20 protein-coding genes are annotated in these 21911 nt (G+C 64.4%); 10 read left to right on the forward strand and 10 right to left on the reverse strand.

All coding sequences use genetic code 11. From position 1 onward, the window contains the following. Window positions 1-2: 2 nt before the first annotated feature. Entirely contained in the window at window positions 3-854 is an 852-nt protein-coding gene (locus KVT37_RS24845; protein ID WP_217577645.1) for a hypothetical protein, read from the forward strand. Between the two features lie 383 nt (window positions 855-1237). Here KVT37_RS24845 and KVT37_RS24850 read toward each other — a convergent pair whose 3' ends face one another. Continuing rightward, window positions 1238-1999, reverse strand: coding sequence for an SDR family NAD(P)-dependent oxidoreductase (locus KVT37_RS24850; protein WP_217577646.1), 762 nt, complete (start codon window positions 1997-1999; stop codon window positions 1238-1240). A gap of 106 nt (window positions 2000-2105) precedes the next feature. Between KVT37_RS24850 and KVT37_RS24855 the strand changes: the two genes are divergently transcribed. Beyond that, window positions 2106-3005: a LysR family transcriptional regulator gene (locus tag KVT37_RS24855; RefSeq protein WP_217577647.1), complete on the forward strand. Its 900-nt coding sequence runs from the start codon at window positions 2106-2108 to the stop codon at window positions 3003-3005. 207 nt (window positions 3006-3212) lie between these two features. Here the strand turns inward: KVT37_RS24855 and KVT37_RS24860 are convergent, their stop codons facing one another. Next, entirely contained in the window at window positions 3213-3839 is a 627-nt protein-coding gene (locus KVT37_RS24860) for a TetR/AcrR family transcriptional regulator (protein ID WP_217577648.1), read from the reverse strand. Between the two features lie 122 nt (window positions 3840-3961). Here KVT37_RS24860 and KVT37_RS24865 point away from each other — a divergent pair, with 122 nt between their 5' ends. From KVT37_RS24865 to KVT37_RS24880, 4 genes are all read left to right on the forward strand, one after another. Next, window positions 3962-5146, forward strand: coding sequence for an MFS transporter (locus tag KVT37_RS24865; RefSeq protein ID WP_217577649.1), 1185 nt, complete (start codon window positions 3962-3964; stop codon window positions 5144-5146). A gap of 11 nt (window positions 5147-5157) precedes the next feature. Then, window positions 5158-6459 carry a D-arabinono-1,4-lactone oxidase gene (locus tag KVT37_RS24870; protein ID WP_217577650.1) on the forward strand — a complete coding sequence of 434 codons (1302 nt, stop codon included), beginning with the start codon at window positions 5158-5160 and terminating at the stop codon, window positions 6457-6459. After that, entirely contained in the window at window positions 6456-7592 is a 1137-nt protein-coding gene (locus tag KVT37_RS24875) for an alanine racemase (RefSeq protein ID WP_217577651.1), read from the forward strand. Before KVT37_RS24870 ends, KVT37_RS24875 begins: the two co-directional genes overlap by 4 nt. Window positions 7593-7671: 79 nt before the next feature. After that, complete coding sequence (locus tag KVT37_RS24880; protein ID WP_217577652.1) at window positions 7672-8607, forward strand: helix-turn-helix domain-containing GNAT family N-acetyltransferase; 936 nt, start codon at window positions 7672-7674, stop codon at window positions 8605-8607. A gap of 160 nt (window positions 8608-8767) precedes the next feature. Here KVT37_RS24880 and KVT37_RS24885 read toward each other — a convergent pair whose 3' ends face one another. The 8 genes from KVT37_RS24885 to KVT37_RS24920 form a co-directional block, all read right to left on the reverse strand. Next, window positions 8768-9601, reverse strand: a complete 834-nt coding sequence (locus KVT37_RS24885) for an AraC family transcriptional regulator (RefSeq protein ID WP_217577653.1) — start codon at window positions 9599-9601, stop codon at window positions 8768-8770. Between the two features lie 146 nt (window positions 9602-9747). Beyond that, complete coding sequence (locus tag KVT37_RS24890) at window positions 9748-10683, reverse strand: phosphatidate cytidylyltransferase (protein WP_217577654.1); 936 nt, start codon at window positions 10681-10683, stop codon at window positions 9748-9750. Continuing rightward, entirely contained in the window at window positions 10683-11342 is a 660-nt protein-coding gene (locus tag KVT37_RS24895; protein ID WP_217577655.1) for a 1-acyl-sn-glycerol-3-phosphate acyltransferase, read from the reverse strand. Before KVT37_RS24895 ends, KVT37_RS24890 begins: the two co-directional genes overlap by 1 nt. Continuing rightward, window positions 11339-11782, reverse strand: coding sequence for a hypothetical protein (locus tag KVT37_RS24900; protein ID WP_217577656.1), 444 nt, complete (start codon window positions 11780-11782; stop codon window positions 11339-11341). The genes KVT37_RS24895 and KVT37_RS24900 overlap by 4 nt, the downstream gene beginning before the upstream one ends. After that, complete coding sequence (locus tag KVT37_RS24905) at window positions 11779-13116, reverse strand: phosphatase PAP2/dual specificity phosphatase family protein (RefSeq protein WP_217577657.1); 1338 nt, start codon at window positions 13114-13116, stop codon at window positions 11779-11781. The genes KVT37_RS24900 and KVT37_RS24905 overlap by 4 nt, the downstream gene beginning before the upstream one ends. 13 nt (window positions 13117-13129) lie before the next feature. Then, window positions 13130-14917: a bifunctional alpha/beta hydrolase/class I SAM-dependent methyltransferase gene (locus KVT37_RS24910; protein ID WP_254634232.1), complete on the reverse strand. Its 1788-nt coding sequence runs from the start codon at window positions 14915-14917 to the stop codon at window positions 13130-13132. Window positions 14918-14953: 36 nt separating this feature from the next. After that, the gene (locus KVT37_RS24915; protein WP_217577659.1) at window positions 14954-15562 is read right to left on the reverse strand and encodes a CDP-alcohol phosphatidyltransferase family protein; all 609 of its coding nucleotides are present in this window, start codon (window positions 15560-15562) and stop codon (window positions 14954-14956) included. An 84-nt stretch (window positions 15563-15646) separates the two neighbouring features. Then, entirely contained in the window at window positions 15647-16540 is an 894-nt protein-coding gene (locus tag KVT37_RS24920; RefSeq protein WP_217577660.1) for a glycosyl hydrolase family 43, read from the reverse strand. 188 nt (window positions 16541-16728) lie between these two features. Between KVT37_RS24920 and KVT37_RS24925 the strand changes: the two genes are divergently transcribed. The 4 genes from KVT37_RS24925 (at window position 16729) to KVT37_RS24940 (ending at window position 21611) form a co-directional block, all read left to right on the forward strand. Then, complete coding sequence (locus tag KVT37_RS24925; protein ID WP_217577661.1) at window positions 16729-17931, forward strand: glycosyltransferase; 1203 nt, start codon at window positions 16729-16731, stop codon at window positions 17929-17931. A 193-nt stretch (window positions 17932-18124) separates the two neighbouring features. Next, window positions 18125-18604, forward strand: coding sequence for a MarR family winged helix-turn-helix transcriptional regulator (locus KVT37_RS24930; RefSeq protein ID WP_217577662.1), 480 nt, complete (start codon window positions 18125-18127; stop codon window positions 18602-18604). Continuing rightward, entirely contained in the window at window positions 18601-19770 is a 1170-nt protein-coding gene (locus KVT37_RS24935; RefSeq protein ID WP_217577663.1) for an HlyD family secretion protein, read from the forward strand. Before KVT37_RS24930 ends, KVT37_RS24935 begins: the two co-directional genes overlap by 4 nt. Before the next feature lie 308 nt (window positions 19771-20078). Beyond that, on the forward strand, window positions 20079-21611 hold the full coding sequence (locus KVT37_RS24940; RefSeq protein ID WP_217577664.1) for a DHA2 family efflux MFS transporter permease subunit: 1533 nt from the start codon (window positions 20079-20081) through the stop codon (window positions 21609-21611). Window positions 21612-21911 lie beyond the last annotated feature (300 nt).

Below are 21911 nucleotides of genomic sequence, written 5' to 3' on the forward strand. Positions count from 1 at the left end.
GCATGGCACGCATCGCGGTGATCACGCACGAGTTCGATCGCTTCCAGAGCCGGCGCGGACTGCTGCTACGCCGTGACAGCCCATATATGCTCTTCGACCTGCTGGAAGAGCTGAAGCGCCGCGGCCATTCGGTCCGGATCCTGCGCGGCACGGCGGCGAAGCCGGCCGCAGACATCGCGGTACTGCATCTCGACGCCACCGTGACGCCGCCCGACTATGCCGACTATACGCGCCGCTTTCCGTTCTGCCTCAATCTCGGCGCCACCGACATTTCGAAACGCCGCATCAGCGGCGCGGTCGTCGGCAGGGAAGACGGCTGGAAGGGTCGGGTCATCGTCAAGAGCAGCCTCAATCATTGGGGAACGCCGGAACAGCAGCTGAACCTGCGCGCGCGGCGCGCCGGCGGGCCGGAGCCGTTTCCCGGTGTCGAAGCTTTCGAAAGATACGAGATCCATGCCTCGCTCGCCGACGTTCCGGCCTGGGTCTTCGAGCGCCAGGATCTGGTCGTCGAGAAGTTCATCCCTGAGCCTGAGCCGGACGGCTTTGCCGCGCGCTTCTGGCTGTTCTGCGGCGAGCGCGAACGCTGCACCCGCCATGTCTCGCCGCAGAGCCTCGTCAAGGGCGACGACACCATTCGCCGCGAGGCGGTTCCGGTGCCGGACGAGCTTCGCGCGCTAAGGCGCAAGCTCGGTTTCGATTACGGAAAGTTCGATTTCGTCATACACGAGGGCAAAGCGGTGCTGCTCGACGCCAACAAGACTCCCGGCCGCGCCAGGAGCCTCTCGAGCTTCATCGCCGCCGGCAATGCCAATCTTGCCGACGGCTTCGAAGGGCTGATCCGCCAAGTTATCTAGTTCCCAGCACAGGGATTTTGGCCGAGTCGGCTATGTCTGCGTTGGTAGGTGGCATGCCTTGGAGATTGGCCGAAACGCCCACCGAGTCGTCATCCACGGGCGGAGCAAGGAGCGAAGCGACGCGCGCAGACCCGAGGATCCATTCCGTGACGCATGAGCTCTGCTGCGGTGCAGAATTCTGCTCCGCTGCGCTCTTCGATCAAAGTCACGGAATGGATCCCAGGGTCTCCGCGACGCCGCTTCGCTCCTTGCTCCGCCCAGGGATGACGAGGTTGGGGAGGCCTCCGCCAATCTCCAGCGTTTGCGCCGATTTCATGGAAAGGAACGGTGAAAATCGTGCCCGTCGACAAACGGCAACCTTTCAAAATCCCTGTGTAGAACCACTAGATGTTCATGCCGCCCGACACTTCGATGCGCTGCGCGTTGACCCAGCGGTTGTCGTCGGAGAGCAGCGAGGCGATCATCGGGCCGATGTCGTCGGCGACGCCGGCGCGGCCGAGCGCGGTGACGCCGGCCACCATGCGGTTGATCTCGGCATTGTCGCGCACATGGCCGCCGTTGAAGTCGGTGGCAATGGCGCCTGGCGCCACGGTGTTGGCGGTGATGCCGCGCGCCCCAAGCTCCTTGGCCAGGTAGCGCGTGAACACTTCGATACCGCCCTTCATCATCGCATAGGCCGACGATCCGGGCGCGGCGAAGCGGGCGAGCCCGCTCGAGATATTGATGATGCGGCCGCCATCGTTGATCAGCGGCAGCAGCGCCTGGGTGAGGAAGAACACGCCCTTGAGATGGGTGTTCATCAGCGTGTCGAATTCCTCCTCCGTCGTCTCGCCGATCATCTTGCGCAAACCGGTGCCGGCATTGTTGACGAGATAGTCGAAGCGGTCGCGCTGCCAGGTCTCCTGCAGCGTCTTCTTCAGCGCCGCGATGAAGGCGGGGAAGGTGGCGACGGCGCCGGTGTCGAGCTCAAGTGCAGCGGCGCGGCCACCGGCCGCCTCGATTTCGGCGATGGCCGTCTTCGCCTCATCGACGCGCGAGCGATAGGTGACGATGACGTCGACGCCCCTTTGGGCGAGGTGGAGCGCGGTGTTGCGGCCGAGGCCGCGGCTGCCGCCGGTGACGAGGGCGATGGGACGGGTGGTCATGGCGAAATCTCCTTCTGTCTGGATAGAGATGCATATACTCGCCTAGCTGAGCGATATAATCGGGCATGGATTGCCAACACTATTTAGTCTGTGCGAACAATCGACTATGGACCGGTTTGACTCCATGCGGCTCTTCACCCGCGTCGTGGAACGGCGCAGCTTCACCGCGGCCGCAGCCGATCTCGGCCTGCCGCGCTCCAGCGCCACCGCCGCGATCAAACAGCTCGAGGAGCGGCTCGGAGTGCAACTGCTTCGCCGCACCACGCGCCACGTCACCACGACGCTCGACGGCGAAGCCTATTACCAGCGCTGCATCGGCATCCTCGCCGACATCGAGGACGCCGAGGGCTCCTTTGGCGCGCATGAGGTACGCGGGCGCTTGAGCATCGACATCAACGGCAACATGGCCCGCACCCTGGTCATCCCGGAACTGCCGGCGCTGCTCGCCCGCTATCCCGGGCTCAGCGTGCATATCGGCGAGGGCGACCGCTTCGTCGATCTGGTGCGCGAGGGCGTCGATTGCGTGGTGCGCGCCGGAACGCTGCCAGACAGCGACATGATCGCGCGCCGCATCGGCATGGCGCGCGAGGCGACTGTAGCCAGCGCCGCCTATGTCGAGCGTCACGGCCTGCCGCGCTCGCTGGACGAGCTTGCCGGGCACATGATGATCGGCTTCGTCTCGTCGCGCACAGGCCAGGTTATGCCGCTGGAATTCACCGTCGACGGCAAGATCCGCGAGATCGTGCTGCCGTCGCGCGTCACGGTCTCCAATTCCGACACCGCCGCCACGTTGGTACGCCAGGGGTTTGGGCTCTACCAGGCGCCACGCCGCCGCTTCGCCGCCGACATCGAAGCGGGCCGGCTGGTCGAGGTGCTGCCCGGCAACCCGCCGACTCCGACGCCGATCTCGGTGCTCTATCCGCCCAGCCGGCAATTGTCGCCAAGGGTGAGGGTGTTCGTGGATTGGCTGGTGGAGATCCTGGGGCCGAAGCTGGAGTCGGGGTAAGTTGGCATCGCAGAGAGGATCGTACCCACGCGGTCATCATCCTAGGGCGGAGCAAGGAGCGAAGCGACGCGCGCAGACCCTAGGATCCATGCCGTGACGCTAAGGCGTTGCAACGATTACAGAATTCTGCACCGCTGCACCCTTAGGTAAGGGTCACGGCATGGATCCTCGGGTCAAGCCCGAGGATGACGACCGCTAGGGCTCTGCCTACAAAAACAGACGCAGCTGCGTATGGATAATCGACCTATAATCCTCGATCGTGCGCCGGCCTTCTTCCTTGTCCTGCGTCAGCGCCAGCCGCACGACGCCGCCGGCAAGCTGAAAGATCAGGAACACGACGCGCCCGAACGCCTCGCGCTGCTCTGCCGGAAGCATCGGCGCGACGTGGTCGCAGAACATCTTCGCCTGGTGCCGCGTTTCGGCGATGTCGAGATGCTGCAGCGCCTTGTCGGCCTGGATGGCGTTCTGCAGGTCCTGGATCGCCGGGTCCGCCGCGACGCGGCCGTAATAGTCGTCGAGCAGTCGGTCGGCCGCCGCGGTCACGTCGCCCGGCCCGCCAATCAGGGCGATGATCGCGCCGAAGCGTGCGCGGCTTTCCTCGGAAAACCGCTCATAGAGCATCGCCAGGATCGCCGACTTCGAGGGAAAATAATGATAGACGGTGGCGATCGGCCCGCCGGCCAGCGCGCCGACTTCCTTCATCGTCACCGCGTCGATGCCTTTCTCGCCGATCAGCCGCATGGTCGTGGCGAGGATAGCGTCGATGCGCTCGCGGCTGCGCTCCTGCTTCGGCCTGCGCCGCGGTTCCGTCGCTGATCGCTTTGCATCCGTCATAGCCCGCATCTTTCCCGGAAAAGTACGAATTCGCGGTTGACAAGAAACATGATCAAGTATCAGTTTCGTTAAATGCTGACAACTTGTCAGTTTTTCGATCGAGCTGCAAGGGAGGGCACCTCGTGACGGCATCGCAAGCCGCGCAAGCGGAAAATGGCGACTGGTTTGTCGGCAATCCAACCGGCCTGCAACTGGCTTCGGCCTTGTGGATCGGTTCGGTCGGCCTGCTCATCCTTGGGCTGCAGCCGGTGCTGCTCGGCGCGCTCTACACCGAAGGCCATGTCACCGGCGACGAGCTCGCGCTGGTCGCCACCGCCGAAATGATTGCGATTGCGATCGGCTCGGCGATCGTGGCGATGCTGCTCCCTGCCAGGAACATGCGCTGGAAGAGCGCGCTGCTGCTCGTGCTCTTGGCGCTTGCCAATTTCTGGACCGCTTATGCCGACAGTCCCTATGCGCTGATCGGCGCGCGCATACTGGCCGGCCTTGCGGAGGGAGGGCTGGTCGCCGTCGCGACGGAGCTGATCGCCCGCTCGCGCCGGGCCGAGCGCATCGGCGGCTACTTCGTCACGCTGCAGACCTTGGCGCAATGCGCGCTGGCGCTGATCCTGGCGCTTTACGTGGTGCCGACGGCCGGCTCGGCCGGCGGTTTCATCGCGCTCGGCATCGTCTGCCTGCTGTCGCTGGTCGTCGCCTGGACCGTGGCGGACGACTATGCCGACCTGCCCAAGGAAGAGCAGTTTGCCAATGTGGCGACCGTGCCGGCAATCACCGCGCTTTTGTCGATCTTCTGCTATTTCATGTTCTTCGGCGCCGTCTGGGCTTTCCTCGAGCCCATCGGCGCGCAGTTCGGCATCGACGGCCGCACCGTCGGCCTGATGGTTTCGGCAAGCCTTGCCGCGCAGGTGATCGGCGCCATGACCGCGACCGTCTTCGAGGCGCGCATCGACTATCGTTTCGCCATCACGATCATCGGCATCGTCGCGGCGATCAGCTCGATGCTGCTTGCCTCCGGTCCGGGGCCTTCGGTGTTCTGGGCGGTGGCGCTGGTAATGGGCTTCATCCTGCTCTTCATCGTGCCTTACCAGATCCGCCTCGCCATCACCGCCGACGAGACGCGCACCGCCGTCCTTCTGGTGCCGGCCGCGCAGCTCTTCGGCCTCGCCATCGGCCCGATTGGCGCTTCGCTTTTGATCGACGGCGCGAACTTCCGGCCGGTGCCCGAATTCGCCGCCGCCACCGCTTCGGCCAGCGTGCTTCTGCTCGGCGTCTTCGTGCTGGTGGCGCGCCGCCGCGGCAAGGCCTGAGGAGGATCGACATGGCAAACGCCTGGAGCAACTGGTCGGGCTTGGTCACGGCGTCGCCGAAATCGATCGCGACGCCGGCCGATGCCGGCGAACTGGCCGAGCTGGTGCGCTCGGCGCCCGGTCCGCTGCGCGTCGTGGGCGCCGGCCATTCCTTCACGCCGCTGGTGCAGTCTGACGGCACCATCGTCTCGCTGGAGAAGATCGAGGGGCTGGTCTCGCACGATGCCGCGAACAACCGGGCGCGGGTGAGGGCGGGAACCAGGCTCGGCGCCCTGATGCACATCCTGCAGGATATCGGCCAGGGCCTGCCCAACATGGGCGACATCGACAAGCAGGCGATCGGCGGCGCGCTGGGCACCGCAACGCATGGCTCCGGCCCGACGCTCGGCGCCTATCACACGCAGTTGGAGGCGGTGCAGCTTGTCGACGGCAAAGGCAAGCTGCGGGAATTCAGCCGGGCGGGCGACCCGGACATGATCCACGCCACCGGCGTCGCGCTGGGCAGCTTCGGCGTGCTCACCGAAGTGACGATGAACAACATCGCGACCTACCGGCTGCGCCGTCGCAAATGGGTGCTGCCGATCGGCGACATGCTCAAAAACTTCGAGACGATGATGGCGGCGCATCGTTCGGCCGAATTCTACTACATCCCGTTTTCCGGCTACGCCCAGTTCATCGCCAGCGATCTCAGCGACGCGGCACCGACGCCACGGCCGACCGAGGACGACGAGGAGGGGCTGGCGACTTTGCGCAAGCTGCGCACCGTCTTGCGCTGGCTGCCGTCGCTGCGCCGCGCGCTGATCAAGGGCGCGGTGAAGAAGGTCCCGCCGGAGGATTATGTGCAGGACTGGCTCAACGTTTACGCCTCCGACCGTCAAACCAAATTCAACGAGATGGAGTACCACCTGCCTTACGAGGAAGGTCCGAAAGCCCTGGCCGAGATCATCGCACTGACTGAAAAGCACTTTCCGGAAGTCTATTTCCCGATGGAGGTGCGTTCGGTGGCGCCCGACGAATTCTGGCTTTCGCCGTTCCACAAAAGGCTGACCTGCTCGATCGCCATCCACCACGACGCGGCGAACGACCCGCTGCCCTTCATGCGCGCCGCCGAGCCGATCCTGCGCAAATATGGCGGCCGGCCGCATTGGGGCAAGATGCACAGCCTGAAGGCGGCGGATTTCAAAAAACTCTATCCGCGCTGGGATGAGGCGATGGCAGTGCGCCGCGACATCGATCCGGACAACCGTTTCGTGTCGCCCTATATGGCCGGCCTGTTCGGCATCGAACCCGGTCCTTTTGGCATCCGACAATGAGTGCCTATTTCACCGCTTTGTCCGAGGCGCTGAGGGCAGCCGAGATTTTTCGGCCCTGCCTTGTGCTCGACCGTGATCGGCTGGACGGCAACATCGCATTGGTAAAGGTGAGACTTGCGCCGGGCCTCGCCGTGCGGCTGGTCGACAAGTCGCTGCCTTGCATGCCGCTGCTTTCGCATGTCGCCAGGGCGCTTGGCACCAACCGCTTCATGACCTTCCACCCGCCGGTGACGCAGGCCGTGCTCGACGCTTTTCCCGACGGCGACCTGCTCTATGGCAAGCCGATGCCGGTCGGCGCCGCTAAGGCAGCACTGACTAGGGGCGGTTCCGGTTGGTGGTCGCGCGTCTGCTGGCTGATCGACACACCGGAGCGGTTGGCCGACTATGGCGATTTGGCCGCCGCGCTCGGCACCGAACTGCGCTTCGCCTTCGAGGTCGATGTCGGCCTGCATCGCGGCGGTTTTTCCAGCCCAGCCGAGATCAGGGCGCTGACGATACCGGAGCGTTTGCACTGCGAAGGCATCATGGCCTATGAGGCGCATGCGCCGGAGATACCGGGACTGTTCGGTGGTGCGGAAAAGGCGCTGAAGCAGGCCTCGGCCAAGGCGGCGGAGTTCGTTGATGTCCTCGCCTTTGACCAGCGCCGCACTTTGAACATCGGCGGCTCCAAGACGGCGCTGCTGCATGGCGGCGGTGTTGCCAACGAAGTGTCGATCGGCTCGGCCTTCGTGCTGCCCAAGGATTTCGACACGCCCGGCCTCGGCGGCTTCCAGCCGGCGGCCTTCATCGCCACGCCAATCCTCAAGGCGCTCGAGCCGGCGGTGCCGGGTCCGCCAGCGGTTTCCCGCGCACTGCAGGCGCTCGGCCTGTTCCCGCGCAAGGGCTGCTATCTCTATGGCGGCAAGTGGATGGCCGAGCCGGTCTTTCCCGAAGGCATGAAGCCGAACGGCTTGATCGGCCTGTCGTCCAACCAGCAATTCATCGGCCTGCCGGCGAGCGCGGACGTGAAGCCAGGCGACTACGCCTTCCTGCGGCCGACGCAGAGCGAGGCCGTGCTGCAGCACTTCGGCGCGATTGCCGTGTTTTCCGAAGGACGGATTGCGGAGTTCTGGCCGGTGCTGCCGACGGGGTAGGGCACACGAAGCCGTGACAATCGATTTATTGACTCAGTCAACTAAATGATTGATCCTGTCCAGGACAGGAGGATTTCCCATGACCATCCACGACCACCCCGGCAAGGAACGCATCGATACGGTGCGCGCCTTCAACCGCTTTTACACCCGCCAGATCGGCGTGCTCGACGAAAGCTGGCTGAAAAGCAGCTTCTCGCTGACCGAGGCGCGGGTGCTTTACGAGCTTGCCCACCGCGACGGACTCGTCGCCAGCGACCTGGTTCGCGACCTTGGCCTCGACCCCGGCTATGTCAGCCGTCTCTTGAAGAAATTCGAGGAGCGCGGCCTGGTCGAGCGCGAAGCCAGCGAGGCCGACGCACGTCGCGCCTCAATCGCGCTGACGCCGGCGGGCAGGCAGGCCTTCGCGCCGCTCAACCAGGATTCGCACGACCAGGTGCGCGCGCTGCTCGATCGTCTGGCGCCCGTCGATCAGGAGCGGCTGGTCAAGGCCATGCGCACCGTGCAGGACCTGCTCGGCGACAGGCCCGAACCCAAGGTGCCCTACATCCTGCGACCGCTGCAGGTCGGCGACATCGGCTGGGTCACGCACCGCCAGGGCATGCTCTACGCCCAGGACTATGGCTGGGACGAGACCTACGAGGCGCTGGTCGCCGAGATCCTCGGCGAGTTCGTCAAGAATTTCGTCCCGCAATGGGAGCGCGGCTGGATCGCCGAGCGCGAAGGCGAGGTCGTCGGCTCGGTCTTCGTCGTGCGCAAGTCGCCCAAAGTGGCGAAGCTGAGGCTCCTCTATGTTGAGCCATCGGCGCGCGGCCTGGGCATTGGCCGGCGGCTGGTCGACGAATGCATCACCTTCGCCCGCGCCAAGGGCTATCGGACGCTGACGCTCTGGACCAACGACATACTGGGCTCGGCCCGTCGTATCTACCAGGCAGCCGGCTTCAAGCTGGTCGATGAAGAGCGCCACCATTCCTTCGGCAAGGATCTGGTCGGCCAGACCTGGAATTTGGAGCTTTAGCTCTTCTCCTTCTCCCCCTGTGGGAGAAGGTGGATCGGCGCGCAGCGCCGAGACGGATGAGGGGTGTTCCAGGGAACGCCAGCGTCTTACTCCGCTGGAACACCCCTCATCCGTCGCCTTCGGCGACACCTTCTCCCGCAAGGGGAGAAGGGAAGGCGCCTCACCCCTCCACCGGCAGCCAGATCTCCAGCCCGCCATTGCCGGTATGCGCGTCGAACTCCGGCCCGTAGCGCTCGAATTCCGGCGCGTCGGCGATCTCGTGACCGGAGCCCGGCAGCCATTTGTTCCAGATCGTGTTGACGGTGCGGCGGATGGTCGAGATGTGCTCGCGATGCGAGAACACGGCATATTTCTGCGCCGGCACCCGCACGCGGTAAAAATCCTTGGGCAGGTCGGAGAAATCCTTGACCTCGACGCCGACGACATAGTCGAAATTGCCGGCATCGTCGCCGTTGAGGCAGGCGCCGTAGAAGACGCCGGGTACTTCGCCGGGGATGTTGCCGATATAGGGCGCGAAACGCTGCCACTGCATCGGGATGCCGGCGCTGGTTTCGCAGCTGTAGCGCTCTCCGAGTCCTGCGATGAGGAAGGGGCGGCTGGTCTCGAAGCGCGGCGGCTCGAGCGTGGCGAGAAGTGAACTGTCCATCAGGATAGGCTCCACGAGGTCGAGGTTTTTGGTCGAGCCTTGCGCGCGCACCAGTTCCGGCGTGGTGCCGAACTGGTCGCGAAAGGCGCGGGTGAAAGCCTCATGCGAGTTGTAACCAGCATCGAGCGCGACCGAGAGAATGTCGGGCGCGCCGCCGGCCAGCTGGCGCGCCGCCTCACTCAGGCGGCGCGCTCGCATATAGCCCATGACTGACCGCCCGGTGGCGGCGCCGAATGCGCGCGTCACATGGAAGCGCGATACGCCGCTGCTTGCCGCAATTTCGTCGAGGCTGATGGCATCCGGCAGGTGGCTTTCGACAAACCACAGCGCTTTCTCGGTCGGGTTCATGGTTCCTCGCATTTGGCGGGCCGACCCTAACGGCCGCGCCGACGGCCAGTTTGATCGAAATTGCGCATGGCGCGAAGGGGCGAAGCGATACTCACAGGCAGTGCCGCCGTCGCGCTGCGGTTGCGCGAACGGATTCAATCGGGCGCTCACACGGTCCAGAAATAGCGCACGATGTGAAAGAAGATCGGCGCTGCGAAGACGAGGCTGTCGGTGCGGTCGAGCATGCCGCCATGGCCTTCGATCAGGTGTCCCCAGTCCTTGACGCCCTGGTCGCGCTTGATCGCCGAGGCGACGAGGCCGCCGAGGAAACCCATCGTGCAGGCGACGAAGGCGACGGCCGAGGCCTGCAGCGGCGAGAACGGCGTGATGAAGGAGAGCAGAGCGCCGAGCAGGCTCGACGCCACCAGCCCGCCGATCAGCCCTTCCCAGGTCTTCGAGGGCGACACATTCGGCGAGAAGCGGTGTTTTCCGAACAGCTTGCCGAAGATGTATTGCAACACGTCGCTGCCCTGCACGACGATGATCAGGAAGGCGATGAGCAAAAGGTTGCGGCCCTCGAAGCCGGGCACGTTGAGCGTCAGCAGGGCGGGGACGTGGCTGACGCAATAGACCGAGATCATGATCGCCCATTGCTGCGCCGAGACGCGCTCCAGGAAGCGTTCGGTATCGCCATGCAGCGCCGTGATCGCCGGCATCAAAAGGAAGCAGTAGACCGGGATGAAGATGACGAACAGCCCGTACCAGGCGGTCCACACCAGCCAGTACTGGAACGGGATGACGATGCCGAACATGCCGAGCAGCACCCAGTGGTCGCTGCGCCGGCTGTGCGTCAGTGTCACGAATTCGCGCAGCGCCGCGAACGAGATCAGCGCGAACAGGATGGTCATGCCGTAACGGCCGAAGAAGAAGGCGACCGTCATCAGCGCGACCATCACCCACCAGGCGTTGATGCGCTGGGTAAGGTTGACGAGCGTCGCGCTGAGCGGCCTCGGCGCGCGCATCGAAAGGATGCCGGCCGTGACGCTGGCGGTGCTCAGCACCACGAACAGGCCGATGATGAGAATGCTGATTTCGTGGCGCATCAATCGTCTCGGTCGGGGCGCGGGTCGAGCGCCAGAAGGGCTTCGCGGGCGCGCTGCAGGAAGGCGCGGCGCTCCTCGCCCGGCGCCAGCGCCACGGGCGCGCCGAAGACGACGCGGCAAAGCAGCGGCACCGGCAGGAACTGGCCCTTGGGCAGCACGCGCGACATGTTCTCGATCCAGCACGGGATGAGCTCCACATCCGGCCGTGCCATCGACAGATTGTAGAGGCCGGAGCGGAAGGGCAGCAGCTCGTCGCTGGTGTTGCGGGTGCCTTCCGGGAAGATGATCAGCGAGTGGCCCTGCTCGAGGACCGAAAGCATGATCGAGATCGGGTGCTCCGCCTCGCTTGTCCACTGCCGGCTGATCAGCACGGAGGACAGCATGTCCTGCGCGATAAAGCGGCGCAGCCGCGACTTGCCCCAATATTCGGCCGCGGCGATCGCATGCGTCTTGGCGCGCTCCGTTTCGCTGAGGCAGGCCGACAGAAGGATGAAATCGCCATGGCTGGTGTGGTTGGCGAAATAGATGCGCTGCCGGTCCGACGGCTGGCTGCCGTTCCAGATCGGCCGCACGCCGGTGACCGCCCAGGCCATCGCCGAGAGGCCGACCGAGGTCACCGTCTGCAACAGCGTATAGGTGCGCAGCGCAAGCTTGCTCATCTGGGCATCCAGAAACCGGCGGTGAGGAAGGCGACGACGAAGACCGCGAAAGCGATGCGCTGGCGGGCAAGCAGTTTGCGTGTGCCAGCGATGCGGTCGTCAAGCGGACGCGGCGTTGGCTGAGCGGGCTTCAGCCGCATGCGGCTCAGCATGTCGTCGACGGCGGCGCCTCCGGAAATCTCGTCGCCATGCGTCGCCATCAGCCGGAACAGCAGCGCATCGAAAACGAGAAGCGCCGAAAGCCCGAGCACCACGACGGCGCTCGCCGCAGCGACCAGCAGCGCCAGCACAGCAAGCGGCGCATGCAGCGCGCCGCGCGCCGAGGCGACCAGCGGTGCGACACTGTCGCCGGCGACCACGATCGCGGCCGGCCATGCCGCCTGCTTGACCAGCATGGCGGCAAAGGCGGCAGTCTTGCGTTGATAGGCCTCGTCGCTCATGCCGGCTCGTCCAGTCCGACCCGAAGATGCACCGGCCGGCCGGACGCCGCGAGTTGCTTGCGCGCCTGCGCCGGCGTGTGCGAGCGGCCGCTGGCGACCAGCCATTTCGCGACGACGGTAGCGCTCCGCTGGAAGCCGAGCGCGCAGCAGACCAGCACCGTGCCCTGCCGGCGCGCCGCTTCGATCGCCGCCACCGCCTGGTCGAGCATATCCGCCGGAGGCACAACCAGATCGAGCGTAGCAAAGCTCTCCCAGCGCCCTGTCGCATCGCGCGGCCGCTCCAGCTCGGCGGCAAGGTCGATCACCGTGCCGAAGGCGTCGGCTTCGGCAGCGTCGGGAAACCGTCCGAGGAACACGCCGTCGGTGACGGTCACGACCGGCGGCAGCTTTCGCGTCCAGGCCCAGACATTGACTTTGGCGCCCAGCCGGTACGGCCAGAGCAGGATGCGGCTCGCCGGCGATACGCGGCCGTCCGCTGTCTTCTGGAACAGTTTCGCGCCGGCTCCGGCATAGGCGAAGGCGACGATGGCCAGCGCCAGCGCGGGCCACAAAAGCGCAAGCGCGGCGGCCGAGAAGAAGGCGCCGATGGCTGCGCCGGCAAGCGCCAGAACCGCGCCCAGTGCGTAGTAGAGCGCAAGCCTCCGCGCCTTGGCATCGGCGGCCAGGCGAAAACCGGCGAAGGGCAGCTCGCCCTTGGCGGGAAAGAGCCACAGCGCGAAGAACCCGAGCAGTGCCCCAGTCGGGATGTCGATGAAATGGTGCTGCCAAGTCGTCAGCACCGAGGCGCCGATCAGGAAACACCAGCCATGCCAGACGCTGAGCAGTGGACCGGAGAGGCGCTGGCGCCAGTGATCCCAGATGATCACCAGCAGCGCGATGTGCAGCGAAGGGGCCTGGTTGAACGGCTTGTCAAAGCCGCCGAGCACGGCAAACAGGAAACCTGGCAGGCCGGTCGTCGCCAGCCGCACGAAGGTGGCGGTCAGCGGAAACAGGATGAAGCAGGAGACGGCGACGACCTGCGCGGTGAGGTAGCGGCCGGCCAGCCGGTTCACGCCCTGCGTGCTGTCGTTGAGCAGCAGCGACAGGGCGTAGAACAGGTTGATCGACCAGTAGGGCACGATCGTCCAGGCGAGGAACGGAACGTGGTGCTCCCAGGACAAGACGATGCTGCCGACATATGGGCGTGTCGAGGCCAGCCAGTTGGCGAAGCCATAGGTCGAATAGAAGAACGGCGCGAGAAACGCGAGCCAGAGCGCCGCCCTGACGACGATACGACCGTAAGGTTCGGCGGCTGGGCTGGCTGAAAGTGACGGGGGCTCGGCACTGTTGGGCATGCGTGGACGGTTCCTAAACCCGCCTTGCCAACGAGACGGTGAAGATGCCCCACTGGTCGATGCGCTGGTCAAGCTTTTCGAAGCCGGCCGCCTCGACCAGCTGGTCCATCTCGGCTTGTGTGCGCCGCCGCATCACCCAGGCCTGGCCGCCGCGATGCGAGGTCAGGCTGCGGGCGATCATCTCGAGCTGCGGGTGCCAGGGCTGGTTGGTGTAGATCAGCAGGCTGCCCGGCTGCATGGCGCGGGCCAGGCCGCCGAGCGAGCGGGCAATCATCGCATTGTCGGCGAAGAGCTCGTAGAGGCCGGAGACGATGGCGAGGTCCGGCGCCGGGTTCAGCCTGGCCAGCCCATCGCCGTCGAAGGCGTCGGCGCGCCGGAACGAGACGCTCGCCGGCATCTGCCGCTCAGTGATCAGCTTGCGGCCGAGCTCGACATTGATGTCGGAATAATCCTGCAGGCGCACGCTGGCCGGCTGCTCGGGGCTCTTGCCGATCGCGTCGAGCACGTAGCGGCCGTGGCCTGCGGCGATGTCGAGGATGTGGCCTGGCCGTCCGGCGGCCTTCAGCGTTGCCAAAGCCTGCCCGATCAGCTCTTCGAGGTTGAGCTTGCGCTGGCGGATGCCGCGCCAACCGATGGCGTCGAGAAAGGTCCGGTCGACCATGCGGCCGATCGGCCCGAGCCCGCGCGCGTCGTTCTCGTAGACATAATCCAGCGTCGAGCCGGAATCGAAGCCGGTGCCGACGCCGATCTTCATGCCGCGGGAGAACCAGCTGCCGGCGCGGATGGAGGCGCGGCTCATGGCCCAGTAGAGGCCCTTGGGCGACAGGAGATCGAGCGGCGAGGCGAGCCGGTCGGCCTCGTCACGCGTGTAGCCGGCGATGTCCGCCTGCCTCAGGTCGACGGCTTCGGCCGACTTCTGGAACTGCCCTTCGATAAACGGCCGGATCAGGTCGAGCGCCTTGCCGCGGTCGCGCTCGCCAAGCGTATCGTGGAAAAAGCCCGGCAGCACGTGCCGTTCCTTGATGCGGCTGCCGAGATTGACGAAGAATTCGTGCTGCGGGCCGTGCCGCACCACCCAGTCGCTGCCGGACAGGAGAAGCTGCGTCGGCACGGTGATGGCGCGGGCATCGGCGACGATGCGCGCCGCGTGCTGGTAGAGCTCGACCAGGATGTTCGACGCGATCGGCCTGGTGATCAGCGGATCGTTCTCGAACGAGGCGATGCGCACCGGGTCATGGGTGAGCAGGCTCGCCTTGACATAGGAATTGACGAAGAAGCGCCCCTTGAGCTTCTGCCACAGCGCAATGCCTTCCTTGGCGAAGGGGACGTAGAGCTTGACCGAGAAGGCGGGCGAGGCGAGCACCATGGCGCGCAGTTTCGGCGCATAGTCATGCACCCAGGCTGCCGCGAGCACGGCGCCGAAGGACTGTGCGATCAGCGCGATATCTTGTGCGGCAAAACCGTCCTTGGCGGCGATCTCGCGCATGAAACAGTCGATATCGCGCACAAGCGCGGCGAAAGACGGCGCATAGCCGCGCTCGCCGGCGGAGCAGCCGTTGCCGCGCGCATCCCAGGCATAGAAGGCGTAGTCCGGCATGCTGAGTTCGTCGACGAGATGCGCCATGCGGCCGCCATGCTCGTGGCCGCGATGGAAGAGCACGATCGCGCCCTTGGCGTCAGCGGACGCCGCCGGCCAGAAACGGTAAAAGATCTCCGTGCAGTCATGGCTGCGGAAGCTGCGTTCCTGCGCCTGCCGCGCAACGTTCTCGGCCGGCGCGGTGACGATCTGTTCGTGAAGCATGCTGTTCCCCTCGGACGGCATCGCGGGCCTCGATGCTTAGCCGGTCTTGCCAGTAAGACCGGCGCGTATCCGGTTTATGGCGGTCAGCAGCGAAAGCGTAGCCATGGCCGGAAACACAAACGGCGCGATCGCCGCCGGCCACAGCCCGACGGCGCACAAAGCCGCCACCACGCCAAGCCCCAGCGCCCTGTCGCTCTTGCCGAACGGTCCGGCATAGTTGCGCCCGATCCCCGCGGGAATGCCGAGAACGCCGGCGAATTCGGTGAGCATCGCGGCGATGGCGAAGGCGACGACACCCCAAACGCCAAACTGCGGGAAGGCGGCAAAGGGCAGGATGAGCGCGACGTCGGAAACGACATCGCAGATTTCGTTGAGATACATGCCGAGCGTCGAGGCCTGGCCATGTTCGCGCGCGAGCATCCCGTCAATGGCGTTGAGCGCCATGCGCACGAACAGCACCAGGGGAATGAGGAGCAGAAGCAGGCGCGAACCGGGCGCCGCCACGATCGCCACGCCGGCCGCGACGGAGAGGCCGGCTGCAAGCAGGGTGACGCCGTTGGCTGTAACCCCAATCGCTGCCAGCCGGCCGACAAGCGGCCGCAGCCTGTCCTGGAAGGCCGGCTTCAGCGCATAAAGCGTCGGCATTGCGTGATCCCCCGATCCACGGCGCAAGCTTTACCATGAGCGAGCCGAGAGGCGCTAGCGTGCGACAGAAAACACAGTGAATTTTCAGTCGGTTGACCGCATCTGCTTGCGCAGCCAGTACTGCAGCTTGACCAGGTGCCGCTTCGGCGTGCGCTCGAAGCGGCGGACGTCGATCAGCGTCACGCCGCCACCGTCCGACAGCGTGTGCAGGCCGGTGTCGAAGCCATCGAGCCACCCCTCGGGCGACAGCTGCTTGACGATTTCGGCCGAAAATTCCTCCGGCGTCAGGCGGTCGATCCGCAACAGGTTGATGGCTGTGCCGTAGCCGGTTGTACAATCCTGGGTCGGCAAATACAGCTGGCCATCATGCTCGAAGGGCGAGCCGCCGAGCCGCGACGATGCGTGTCCCGTGCGCACCGGATTTTGCGGATGCTTGGTCCAGGGGCCGGTCAGGCTCTCGGCGAAAGAGGCGTGCAGCTCGCGCATGTCCCGTTGGTTAGGACCGTTGAGCGCATAGAGCATCCACCAGCGCTCCTGGTGGCGAAAAACAGCCGCGTCGACCGCGGGCTCGTCCAGCAGCACGGCGACCGGCCGCCACGCCTTTGGAAAATCGGTCGCCTTGTAAAGCGTGAGCCGCCCGCTCTTGAAGGCCTCCGGCAGCATGAAGATATCGTCCCCCTGCCGGATCAGGAACGGAAAGGAGAGATGGAACGGCTCCTTCAAGGCCTCGCCGCGCTCCTTGAGCCTCCAGTCCCGGTCGTAGCTGTAGTAGTGGATCTCGCCGCGCCTCACCCGGTGGTCGTATGCCTCGACCAACACTGTGAAACGGTCGCCATGGAAGAGGCCGAACGGGTCGGCGATGAAGCGGTACGACCCTTGAGGCGGCAGCCAGACGACCCGGCTCTTGTCCAGGCCTTGCGGGGCAAGTGCGCTGTCGATCCGATCCGGGACGATGCCCGCCTGCCAGATGTCGAACATCGTTTCGCTCCCTGCCGCGCCGGCGCATCTATGCAGCAAACCGCGCAGCCCCGCAAACTGCGTATGCCGCACTGTGGGCGGGAAGTTTTGTTCCGCAAGGCGCGGCCCAGCTTCACATTTTTGTAAATTGCCCTCGGTAGTGAATTCGCGATACGGCTTGCCGCCAGCTCTGTTCGCTTATCCATCTGTTGGGCTGGAGCGAGCGCCACTTCGCCCGGCCGCCTTCAGGGAAAAGTATCGATCAGCAGGCAAGCGATTCCGACAATCGCCTTTTAACTGTCATGACTTTAAACAGCAAAAAAATCGACAGCGTTATTTTTACTGAAAGCTCACCCGATATCGGCGGACAAGAACGGCAATTGCTGATCCAGATGCAATCACTTCGAGCGTCTGGGATTGACGTGGTGCTGGCCTGCCGCCCGAATTCTCGGGTCGGGGCTTTAGCGGCGACAATGAACATTCGGACAGAGAGGCTTCCATTTAGAAACGGCGCGGATCCGCGTACGATAATTGGTTTATATCGGCTGATCACCGCAATGCGGCCCGCCGCATGCTTCTGTCACAGCGGTCATGATACGGACAATCTTGCAATTGCTGCACGAATTTTCGGTCGGAATCGTCCACGCCTGATCAGGTCTAAAGCATACCTGGCTGGAAAAATATCGGAATATAGCTATAACTATTTCGTGGATGTTACATTCACCCCAAGCAAGTATTTGCGATCAAAAATTCTGTCCAATAGCCGGGTCGACCCTAAGCGGGTCGAAGTGATTTATCCGGGTGTGGATTTCGAAAAACTCGATGCGGAGTGTCACCTTGATCTTCCCTTCGATCTTTCTCAATGGATCGAAAGGAAGCGCGGCACTCTGATCGTGCAGGTGGGTATGCTCCGCGGGGAGAAAGGCCACCTTTTGATGCTTGACGCGATAGCGAAAGTGCGTTCGCGATGGCCCGCGCTTCATTTTGCAATTGTTGGATCGGGACCCGAGCAAGAGTCGATCAAGCAACGGGCAATCCAGCTTGGCCTTTATGATCAAATCTGGATGGGTGAACTGCCATCGGTTGCGGCGATCCTGAAAAAAGCGGACCTCGTCGTCATGCCTTCGTCCGTCGAAGCGTTGGGTCTGGCTCAAATTGAGGCGGCGGGACTGGGCATTGCGGTCCTGGCAAGCAATATTGGCGGTATTCCCGAGACAATCACCCATCTGGAAACCGGTCTGCTCGCCGAGCCAAATGCGAATGATTTTGCGCAATGGCTGGACTACGCGCTGTGTCACCCGGACGACATGCGCACGATGGCTCATCGCGCTCAAGCGGATGTTCGGTCCCGGTTTAGCATCGAAAGCAACGCCAGCGCGCTCAAATCCTTGATCACACGGCAGGTTCGTTGACGGCTGCAGTGCTAACGCGCAGACGTCCGTCCTCGCATCGCTTCATCTAATCCGCAAGCTCGGTGGATTGAACGGCCGTCGTTGCATTCCGCCGTCCGCCACGCGCCAGGGGGATTGTTAGGGCCTGAGCCTTCCGGCTACTGGCGCAAAGCTTTCTCTTGAATAGTAAGCACGCTTATTATATCTATCGCTCATGGTTTCAGATGGCATCGACAGATTGGGATTTTTGATCCACGACGTGCAGCGTCTCATGCGCAAGCGCTTCGAAGCGCGCGCCAGCGGGCTGGGGCTTTCCTCGGCGCAATGGCGGCTGATGGTGCGCGTCGCCAAGGAAGAGGGCATCACCCAGGCACGGCTGGCCGAACTGCTCGAAATCGAGCCGATCAGCGTCTCGCGGCTGGTCGACCGCATGGAGGAGGGCGGCTGGATCGAGCGCCGCCAGGACGCCACCGACCGGCGCGTGCGCATGATCTTCCCGACCGGGAAGGCGAGCGCCGCCTATGCCGATGTCAAAAGCCTTGCCGGCGAGGTCTATGAGGAATCCTTGACCGGTGTTTCGCCGGAAGACCGGCGCATGCTGATCCGGGTGCTGGACATCATCGTGCAGAACCTGACGGACGGCGAGGCATCATCCCTGGAAAAGATGAAGAGCAGGGAAGGGGCGGCAGCATGAGCGCGGCAGCCAAGAGGGAAGACGACAACGTAACCAAGCTGGAAGCCCCGGCGCAGCCGGCGGCCGTCACTGCGCCCGAGCCGCAGCCGGTCCCCGCGGCGCCGAGGAAGAAGCGCCGCCTCGGCCGCTTCCTGTTGATGGTCGCCCTGCCGTTGGCGCTGCTTGCCGGCGGCTCATATGTCTGGGTGACGGGTGGCCGCTACCAGGAGACCGAGAACGCCAATTTGCAGCAGGCGAGGATTTCGGTCGCTTCCGATACGGCCGGCCGCATCGTTCAGGTCGGCATCGCCGACAACCAGACGGTCAAGCAGGGCGATCTTCTCTTCGTCATCGACCCCGAGCCTTACCGGATCGCGCTGGCCCAGGCCGACGCGGCGGTCGCCGCCGCGCGTCTCAATGTCGAGCAACTGCGCGCCGCCTACAGCCAGGCGATGGCGCAGGAAAAGTCCGCCGGCAGCGAGGTCGACTACGCGCAGTCGCAATATGGCCGCGCCGCCGATCTGGCGCAGAAGGGCATCAACGCCAAGTCGTCGCTCGACCAGGCCCGCAACGATCTCGACAAGGCCCAGCAGCAGCTTGCGGTGGCAGAGCAGGGCATCGTCAGCGCCAAGGCCGCGCTTGGCGGCAATCCTGATATCGAGACCGACAAGCATCCGACCGTGATGTCGGCCTTGGCCGCGCGCGACAAGGCCGCCTACGATCTGGCGCAGACCACGGTGAAGGCGCCTGCTGACGGCGTCATCTACCAGGCCGCGTCCTTCAAGGTCGGCCAGTATGTTTCCGTCGGAACGCCGCTCTTCGCGCTGGTCGAGACCGGCGACACCTGGATCGACGCCAATTTCAAGGAGACCCAGCTTACCCACATGAAGCCCGGCCAGAAGGCCGAGATCGTCGTCGATACCTATCCGGGCCGCACCTTCGAGGCGACCGTCAAGGCGATCGGCGCAGGCACGGGCGCGGAGTTCTCGCTGCTGCCCGCGCAGAACGCCACGGGCAACTGGGTCAAGGTCACGCAGCGCATTCCCGTGCGCTTGGAACTGACCGATCCCGACGCCAGGATGGCGCTGCGCACCGGCATGAGCGCCACCGTCACCGTCGACACCGGCGTGGCGCGCGGCCTGCCGTCGATCTTCGGCCACGCCGCGGCAGGGGAAAACGCGCAATAGAAATCAGTGGACGCCCGCGGTGGGAGGCGGGCGGACGCAAGCAGGGGATTGGTCCGATGGGAGGGGCGTGAAGGATAGTCAGGCGATCGAGCCGCGTTGTGGTTCGGTTCGAAAACTGAACCTTCGGCACGGACCCGTCGGTCCTCAGGTTTCCGGGCGGCAGGCATCCGCTCCAGCAGAGACTTTCGGTCGATGTAACCCCCACATCGATAGTCGCGTCCCACCGCGATGAGGGTCTCTCAACGGAAGGCTTTGCCGCCCGGAAACCCAGTGTACACGTTTCTGTTACCGGCTGGAAGTTCAGCATCATGAGCACGCCCGAACCCTTCAAGGAAGTGCCGCATCGCGGGCTGATCACGGTCGCGCTGATGCTGGCAACGATCATGCAGGCGCTCGACACGACGATCGCCAATGTCGCGCTGCCGACCATGACCGGCGACCTCGGCGCGTCGCCCGACAACATCAACTGGGTGCTGACCTCCTACATCGTGGCCGCCGCGATCATGACGCCGGTCACCGGCTGGCTCGCCGACCGCCTCGGCCGCAAGGAACTGTTCCTCGCCTCCGTCGTCGGCTTCACCATCTTCTCCATGCTCTGCGGCCTCGCCTGGAGCCTCGAGACGATTGTGCTCTTTCGTTTGCTGCAGGGTGTGTTTGGCGCGGCCATCGTGCCGCTGTCGCAGACTTTCCTGCTCGACATCAACCCGAAGGAACGCCACGGCCAGGCGATGGCGATCTGGGGCGCCGGCATCATGCTCGGGCCGATCCTGGGGCCGACGCTCGGCGGCTGGCTGACGGAAAACTTCAACTGGCGCTGGGTGTTCTTCATCAACCTGCCGGTCGGCATCCTCGCCTTCCTCGGCATGGCCGCCTACCTGCCCGTCATCGCCAAGCGCGTCCGCGGCTTCGATTTCTTCGGCTTCGCTATGATCTCGCTCGGCGTCGGCGCGCTGCAGCTTCTGCTCGATCGCGGCGGCGAGGTCGACTGGTTCAACTCGGCCGAAATCTGGATCGAGCTCGCTCTGTCGCTCACCGGCTTCTGGGTGTTCATCATCCACACGGTGACATCAGAGCATCCCTTCATCGATCCAAAGATATTCCTCGACCGCAATTTCGTGACCGGCCTGGGCTTTATCTTCGTCATGGGCGTGCTGATCCTGGCCTCGATGTCGCTGTTGCCGCCGATGCTGGCCAACATCTTCGGCTATCCGACCGTCACCATCGGCGTGGTGCTCGGACCGCGCGGCATCGGCACGATGATCTCGATGCTGGTGGTCGGCCGCATCATGCACAGGTTCGACGCAAGGATCCTGGTCGCCATCGGCTTCCTGCTGACCGCGCAGTCGCTCTACACCATGGCGAGCTTCACGCCGCAGATGGACAATTGGCTGATCCTCACCTCGGGCGTCGTCCAGGGTCTCGGCATGGGCATGGTGTTCGTGCCGCTGTCGACGGTCGCCTTCGCCACGCTCGACGCGCGCTACCGCACCGACGCCACCGCGCTGTTCAGCCTGGTGCGCAATCTCGGCTCGTCGATCGGCGTCTCGGTGGTCGCGGCGCTGATGGTGCGCAACACGCAGATCAACCACACCGAGCTTTCGGCCTTCATCAACCCGTACAATCCGAACCTGTGGGCCGCCTCGCCGGCGGCCGCCGGCGGCAACGCCGCGGCCCTTTCGCAGGTCGACCGCGCGGTGAACGTCCAGTCGATGATGATCTCCTACATCAACGACTTCAAAATCCTGATGGTGATGACGCTGGCCGCGATTCCCTTCGTGATCCTGCTGCGCAAGCCCAAGGCCGCGCCGGCGGGCGGGGCGCCGGCGGCTCATATGGATTGATGTTGTGGCCAACGCTTTTCTCTGCGTCCGGCATCTCGCGAAACTAGAGCACGTCCGTTTTAATCAGGGTCATATTTTCTATGCGTCCGGCAGGCGTCTCATGGCGATAACGGATTAGTTGCCATCAGATGTCGCGTCTGTTCACCTGAGCCAGCTATCGAGGTTACATATTATCGGCGATTCGCGGAGGGGAACATCAGTACCGGCAAAAATTCAACATCGACCGGCCATGAAGCGAGTGACGCAAGCTGGCTCGATCTACATTTCGAGTCAACACGGCCGGAATACGCAGACACACTT

The sequence above is a fragment of the Mesorhizobium sp. GbtcB19 genome (assembly GCF_019091085.1).
Classification (GTDB): domain Bacteria; phylum Pseudomonadota; class Alphaproteobacteria; order Rhizobiales; family Rhizobiaceae; genus Mesorhizobium.